This is a genomic window from Hamadaea sp. NPDC050747 (assembly GCF_040654195.1).
Classification (GTDB): domain Bacteria; phylum Actinomycetota; class Actinomycetes; order Mycobacteriales; family Micromonosporaceae; genus Hamadaea.
In genome coordinates this window covers 603,867-610,525 of record NZ_JBFAHM010000003.1, presented here as the reverse complement: position 1 = coordinate 610,525, position 6,659 = coordinate 603,867, and the positions used below count along the sequence as shown (strand labels likewise).

Below are 6,659 nucleotides of genomic sequence, written 5' to 3'. Positions count from 1 at the left end.
CGCGGTGGGGGGCCCGCCCCTTTTGGGGGCGGGCCTGTGGGGGCGGGGGCCATTTTGGCGCCCGGATCCGGGTGCGGCGACCATACTTGGCCCAAGATTCGACCGAGAACCCTGATCCAGCGGGGACGATGCGGTGCGGGCTGAGCGGGCGTCAGAGCCGCTGCCAGGCGCTGCCCTTGGCCCGGAAGAGGGCGAGGACCTCGGGGGCCATACCGCCGTGGTCGATGGGGCTGAAGCCGTACGCCCCGGCGACGCCGTCATAGGGCGTGGACTCCAGCGCGCCCCGCAGCCGCCGCCCCTCGACCGTGGAGACTCGCCGGGCGGCCGCGGCCACCAAGGCCAGCGCGTCGGCGGCGTACGGCATGCAGCCGCTGAACGAGCCGTACTCCTGGTTGTAGCGGTTGACGAACAGCCGGATCTCCCGGCCGCTGGCGGTGTTCACGATGAACGGCGCCCCGGCCAGCACCGGCGAGTAGAGGACGAAGACACCCTCCATGACGGAGGCGTTGTCCTCCTTCAGGGTGTCGTCGTCGATCGCCGTCGGCGGCAGGTAGACCGCCGGGTTCTCGTCGGTGTCCTTGAGGGCCTGCACGGCGCGTACGGCGTTGGAGGGAGACGTCCAGACGACGACGGCGTCCGGCTTCTCCTCAACCGCCCGCGCGGCGGCGCCGGCGAAGTCCTTACCCGAGGCGGCCAGCTCGACGGTGTCCACCAACTTGCGCCCAGCCGCCGCCAGGGCGGCCTTCGTCGCGCGTACGCCGTCAGCGCCCAGGGTGTCGTCGGTCGACAGGATGACGACGTTCTTCTGGCCGGCGGCCCGGATACGCCGGGCGAGCCGCGTCGCGACGTCCGAGGCGTTCGGCGCCAGCTTGTAGGTGAACTTCCGCGTGCTCAGCGGAATGGAGATGGCATCGGCGGCGCAGAACGACAAGTACGGCACGTGTTTCGCCTCGGCCACCTTGAGCGTGGCGAACGCGGCCTCGGCGCTCAGCCCGCCGATGATGGCGGCTACGCCCATCCCCGCGAACTCCTCGGCGATGTCGGTCGCCGTCGCGCCGTTGCTCTGGTTGTCGCGGACGACGACCTCGAGCTTGCGATAGCTGTCGCCGACGCGTACGCCGTCGACGTTCAGCTCGGCCAGTGCGATGGCGATGGCGCGCTCCTGCAGCCGGCCGGAGACCGTGCCGCTGCCCGAGAGTTCCAGCGTCGCGCCGACCCGGATCGGGTCGGGACTCATCACCTTGTTCTCGGTGGCAGTCGCCGACGAACCGTTGAGGACGCCGCACCCGGTGAGCGTCGACCCCGCTGCCACCGCGGCTCCCAAGGAAAGGAATCCGCGCCGGGTGACACTCATGAACCGCCTCCGAACCTGATACTGCTGCTGGCGTATGCTCTCGCCTCGCCACATGTAAGGTCAAGCCCCAGCCGTGTAACTTACTTCACGGCTGGGGCTGCCCGAAGAGGTTCGAATGCTACCTGCCGTAGCCCGCCGTCCGGTAGCCGTAGTCGTCGCGGTCGCCACGGTCGTCGTTGTCGCGGCTGAAGTCCCAGCCACCAGCCGATTCCCGGCCGGGACGGCCGCCGACGGCGTAGCCGTTGACCTCCTGGCCCCGACGCCATCCCCGGAAGTAGCCCGAGGTGTGCTGAGCGAGCCGCTGCGGGTCGCGGACGATGCGCAGCGGGCGCTCGGGAGCCGCGATCGGTGAGCCCGGCACCAGGTTGGCCTGCGGTACGCGCTTCGGCAGCCCGGCCCGGGTCTGCTCGGCGATGTCCGGGTGCGAGGCGTGCTCCGCCGCCCGCCAGCCGAGATCCATCTCGGAGTTCCAGGTGGGCTCTTCCTCGACGGCCTCGTCGGCCTGCCCGGTGAACCAGGCGGACCGGACGGTCGAGAAGATCAGCAGGTCGCCGTCGGCGTCATCGGGGACCGAGACGTTGGCGTCCAACGGGTCAGGGCTGCTGCTGCGCCGCGACCGGCCCGGGAGCGGCTCGTCGAGCGCGCTGGCGTCGACCAGGCGCAGCGCGGGCGGCTCGGGCAGCTTCAGGTCGTCGGCCAGCCACGGCGGCGTGACCTTGTCGTAGCCGCCGGTCCCGAAGTCGCGGGACTCCGGCTCCGGGGCGTATGCCTCGGGCTCCTCCCGCTCGCCGAGCAGCGGCCAGCTCGACCGGGCGCCCGGCACCTCGCCACCGTTGACCGGTGCGCTCGGGCGGCTCAGCGGGAACACGATCTCCGCGGCGGCCGCCCCGGCGCCCTGCTCGTCCAGTGCGGACGGGCCGGGTTCGGCCACCGGTGCGGCGAGCCGTTCGGCCCGAGCACTGTTGATCGCGGCCTGGCTGAGTTTCGGCACGAACGGCGCACCGGTCTCAGCCGGAGTAACCCGGGACGGCATCGGCTCGGCCTCGACCGATACGCGCTGCGCCGGAACCGGGTTGGGCTGCGCCATCGGCTGGGCCACCGGCTGTGGCGTCAGCACCGGCTGGGCCGACACGGGCTGCGGCGGCGCGGTCTGCGCGACGGCGACCGGCTGCGGCTGAGCGACCGGCTGCGGTTGGAGGACCGGCTGCGGCTGAGCGACGGGTTGCGGTTGGAGGACCGGCTGCGCGGCCATCGGCTGTGCCGCCGGCTGCTGAACGACCGGCTGCTGGACCGGGGGTTGCTGAACGACCGGCTGCTGGACTGCGGGCTGTTGGACCGCGGGCTGGGCGGCGGTCGGCTGCACCATCGGTACGCCCACGGCCGGGGTCGGCTCGAAGCCCGGGGGCAGCGGGGCGGCCGGTGACACGGGGACCGGGACGGGACTAGCCGAAACGGGCACCGACGACGTCGGGCTGGCCGAGACCGGGGCGAGCGGCGCCCGGTTACGGCGAGCGGCCGGAAGCCGGGTGACCGGGGGTTCGGGTGCTTCGCGTACCGCACGCAGCGGCGTGATGGGCGTCGTGACACGACGGCCCTTGGCCGGAGCCGGGGTCGCGACCCGGGCCGCCACGGAGTCGATCAGCGCGGCGCAGGCGGCGTCGCAGGCCCGGACGGCGGCCACGGCCTGCCGGACGGTCTCCGCGATGGCGCTGGTCAGATGCTTGGTGACACCGCCACGGCGGGGCGTCTCCGCGATCGCGACGCGCAACGCGGTCACCGCCTCCAGCGCGCTGGCGTGGTCGGTGACGCCGGACGCGGCGACCTGAGCGGCCACCGAGTCGACGGCCAGCGCGGTGTCGCGATTGCGGCCGGTGGCCGGGGCGGCGAGCAGACCAGGTTCGGGGAGGAGGTCCAGAATGGTCAGCGCCACCGGCTCCGCCGGGTCCGGGTACGCCCGGAGCGCCGCTGGATACAGCTCGCGAAGCACCTCACGCAGGGCGCCGGCCGCACCGTGGCGGCCGTGGGTCAACGCCGAATGGGCCGAGAGGACCGGCTTGAGCCCCGCCAGGTCCCGAGGGGCCGGACCGGCCTGGGCCGACAGCGCACCAGCCTGCAGCGCCCGGGCGAGACCGACGGCCCGGCGCTCGGCCGGCTCCGACTCGATCTCCTCCTGGGACTCGTCGTCGGCGAACCGCTCGGCGTAGTCGTCGGCCGCGTCGTCGTCGACGACCGACAACGGCCGGCCCGCCGTCGTCAGCAGCATGGTCACAAGGTGGTCGTCGCTGTCGGCGGCGACCGCCACTCCCGACGGAGCGCTGGAGCGCTCGGCGAGCAGGCTGCTGAGCGTCGCATACCCGTTCGCGTCGTCGCCGATCTCGCAGACCTCCAGCAACCGGCCTGAATCGTCGACGACGGCAGCGGTCAGCCAGCCCTCTTCGCCGGCCACGCCTGTGTCGGCCGAAGCCAAACCGCAATACACCCGAACGAGCGCCACGGCGTTGTCCTCCTCCCGGGACTGTCGTGTGCCAAGGTTTGATGCTGCCTTGGAACTGTCAGTCGCGCCAGTCCACGATGCCGGAGATCTTGCCGATCACCGTACGCCAGCCGAGACTTGCCTGTTGTGCCCCGATTTTGCGGACCCGCCGCTTGGCGAGGAACCCGCCGACGCCGCCCGAGTTGGCCGACCGGAGCGCCTCGTCGAGGTCGTCCAGCGGTGAACCGGGGGACAGCATGCCCAGCACGTCGTTGAGGCGCAGCGAGTACGCGAGGTCCCGGGCGACCTCGCCGGCGCTGAGGATGAGGTTCGGGTCCCACGCGTCGTGGCCGCCGCGCAGGTTCTCCACGACCAGGTCGAGTTCGTAGGTGTCGTCGTCGGCCGGTTCGACCTGGTCGACGTCGATCTCGTCGGCCAGGCGCGCCCACTCGGGCAACTGGGACATGTCGTTGGCCGCGCCCGACTTCACGAACTCCACCAGGCCTTCGGCGCTCTTGAACAGCAGCAGCTTGCCCTTGTGCGTGAGGAACAGGGGGACCTCTTCGACGTCCTCCTCCGCGGCCTCGTCCTCCTCAGCCGCGTCGTCCTCGTCCTCATCCTCGTCGTCGGAGGATTCGGCGGACTCCTCGTCGTCGATCGGCTCGAGGTCGACGCTGGTGTCGGAGGCCTTGCCGGACTTCCGCGACTTGCCGTCCTCGTCGTCGGCCTGGCCCAGCGCCTGCCGGGTCAGCTCCTCCTCGTCGAAGTCGGGCAGCTCTTCCTCGTCGTCCTCGAGCACGGCGTCCGGCTTCCGCGCGAACGGGTCGTCGTCCTCCGGCCGCTCGGAGACGTCTGTCGGGGCGAACGACGTCGACGATCGATAGGCCCGCAGCGTGAAACCGCTTCCGCGCGGCAAGGCGATTTCGACCGGGTCGATGGCCAATTCGCCCCAGAACTCGGTGGGTTCCTCCGCCACAGCGGCCTCCTGGACTGTCCTGTCGGTGACTCAACGCACAACCCTAGTCGTTGGGCGCACGGTCCGTGCGCCCGGATCGGTGACTTGTCCACAGGGCGTACGCCGGGTCGGGTCACCGTGACGTGAGCAGGCATTCGTCGGGCAGCTCGAACCAGCGCAGCTCCTCGAAACGGGGGGAGACCCCGGCCCCGGCCGTGCCGTCGGCGTACGCCCGGTCGGCGTGCTTGTCGAAGACGTCGCGGGCGTACGCGAGATAGTCGGGCAGCGCGCTCTCGGGAGCTCGCTCGTGCTGGGTCGGATGCCGCAGCCGCCCGGTCGCGTCGTAGCGCAGCCGGTCCAGCCGCAGCGGCGGCTCGACGATGCCGTCGGAGTGCCGCCACAACCCCGTACGCGCGTCGAACCGGTAGTCGGGCAGCAGCCGCCAGCCGTACGCCGCCACGAGGTGCACCGCCTCGACGATGTACTGGTAGACCGCCTCCGAGATGAAGTAGTTGAAGCTGACCCGGACCCAGCCCGGCTTGATGCCCTCACAGCCGGCGAGGATCTCCTGCTCGAATCGGTGCGACCGGTCGAGGTCGATGCCGAGCAGCCGGTGGCCGTACGGTCCCGCGCACGAGCAGCCGCCGCGGGACTGGATGCCGAACAGGTCGCTGAGGAGGGCCACCACGTAGTTGTGGTGCAGATAGCGGCGGGTCGGTGCGCGTACCACGAAGGAGACGATCGAGAGGCGCTCGGCCTCGAGATTGCCGAGCACGTCGAGATGGGGGTCGAGGCGCCAGGACGCGATGGCCCGGCGCAGGAAGTCCTCCTCCTGGGCCCGGATGACCCCGGCCCCGACCGCCTCCTTGAGCTGGAAGACCAGCCCGGCGCGGATGTCGCCGACGATGGCCGGGGTGCCGCCCTCCTCGCGGTGCGCGGGGTCGGCGAGGTAGTGGTGTTCGACGGCGTTGACGTAGTCCACCGTGCCACCGCCGGGAACCGTCGGTACGCGATTGCGCAGCAGCTCGCGCCGCACGACGAGGACGCCCGAACTGCCGGGCCCGCCGACGAACTTATGTGGCGACAAGAAGATCGCGTCCTTGTACGCCAACGGATAGCGGGTACATCGCCCGGACATCTCGATCTCGACATAGGGCGCCGCCGCCGCGAAGTCCCAGAACGACAGCGCGCCGTGCCGATGCAGCAGGTCCGAGATGCCATGGGTGTCGCTCACGATGCCGGTGACGTTGGACGCCGCCGAGAACGAACCGATCTTGAGGGGGCGGTCGGCGTACCGGACGAGTTCGCGTTCCAGCGCCTCGACGTCGATGTGGCCGTCGTGGTCCTCCGGAATGACGACGACGTCGGCGACGGACTCCCGCCACGGCAGTTCGTTGGAGTGATGCTCGAACGGGCCGATGAACACCACCGGACGCTCGGCCGCCGGTATCTGATCGCGGAGCTGGTAGCGATCGTCAAGTTCGGCCGGCAGCCGGATGCCGAGGATGCCGACCATCTTGTCGATGGCGCCGGTCGACCCGGACCCGGCGAAGATCACGACGGTGTTCTCGTCCCCGCCGACCGCGTCGTGAATGATCCGCCGCGCGTCCTCCCGCAGGTGAGTCGTCTGCCGTCCGGTGCCGGAGGACTCGGTATGCGTATTCGCGTACCGGGGCAGCACCTCGTCCCGGACGAAGTCCTCGAGAAAGCTCAGCGCACGGCCCGACGCGGTGTAGTCGGCGTACGTGACCCGGCGAGGGCCGTAAGGACCCCACATGACCTGGTCGTCGCCGATCACGGAGTCGCGTATCCGCGTCAGGAGCGGGCTGTCCATGCCTCAGTATGTGACCGCCGGGTCACTGCGCGCATCGGTCCCT

General features: G+C 71.1%; 4 protein-coding genes. All 4 read right to left on the bottom strand.

What is annotated here, in order from left to right; all coding sequences use genetic code 11:
• Nucleotides 1-151: 151 nt before the first annotated feature.
• The 4 genes from AB0H43_RS09140 to AB0H43_RS09125 all read right to left on the bottom strand — a co-directional run bounded on the left by AB0H43_RS09140 (nucleotide 152) and on the right by AB0H43_RS09125 (nucleotide 6,616).
• Nucleotides 152-1,312 carry an ABC transporter substrate-binding protein gene (locus tag AB0H43_RS09140; protein WP_359998569.1) on the bottom strand — a complete coding sequence of 387 codons (1,161 nt, stop codon included), beginning with the start codon at nucleotides 1,310-1,312 and terminating at the stop codon, nucleotides 152-154.
• 160 nt (nucleotides 1,313-1,472) lie between these two features.
• Nucleotides 1,473-3,848 (bottom strand): transposase, encoded by a 2,376-nt coding sequence (locus tag AB0H43_RS09135; RefSeq protein ID WP_359998567.1) that lies wholly within the window; start codon nucleotides 3,846-3,848, stop codon nucleotides 1,473-1,475.
• 58 nt (nucleotides 3,849-3,906) lie between these two features.
• Nucleotides 3,907-4,803 carry a DNA primase gene (locus AB0H43_RS09130; protein WP_359998565.1) on the bottom strand — a complete coding sequence of 299 codons (897 nt, stop codon included), beginning with the start codon at nucleotides 4,801-4,803 and terminating at the stop codon, nucleotides 3,907-3,909.
• 112 nt (nucleotides 4,804-4,915) lie between these two features.
• Nucleotides 4,916-6,616 carry an aminotransferase class V-fold PLP-dependent enzyme gene (locus AB0H43_RS09125; RefSeq protein WP_359998563.1) on the bottom strand — a complete coding sequence of 567 codons (1,701 nt, stop codon included), beginning with the start codon at nucleotides 6,614-6,616 and terminating at the stop codon, nucleotides 4,916-4,918.
• Between the last annotated feature and the right edge of the window lie 43 nt (nucleotides 6,617-6,659).

What these genes read in the sequence shown, in the direction of transcription:
- AB0H43_RS09125 (WP_359998563.1), bottom strand. Translation starts at nt 6,616, where the DNA reads ATGGACAGCCCGCTCCTGACGCGGATACGCGACTCCGTGATCGGCGAC.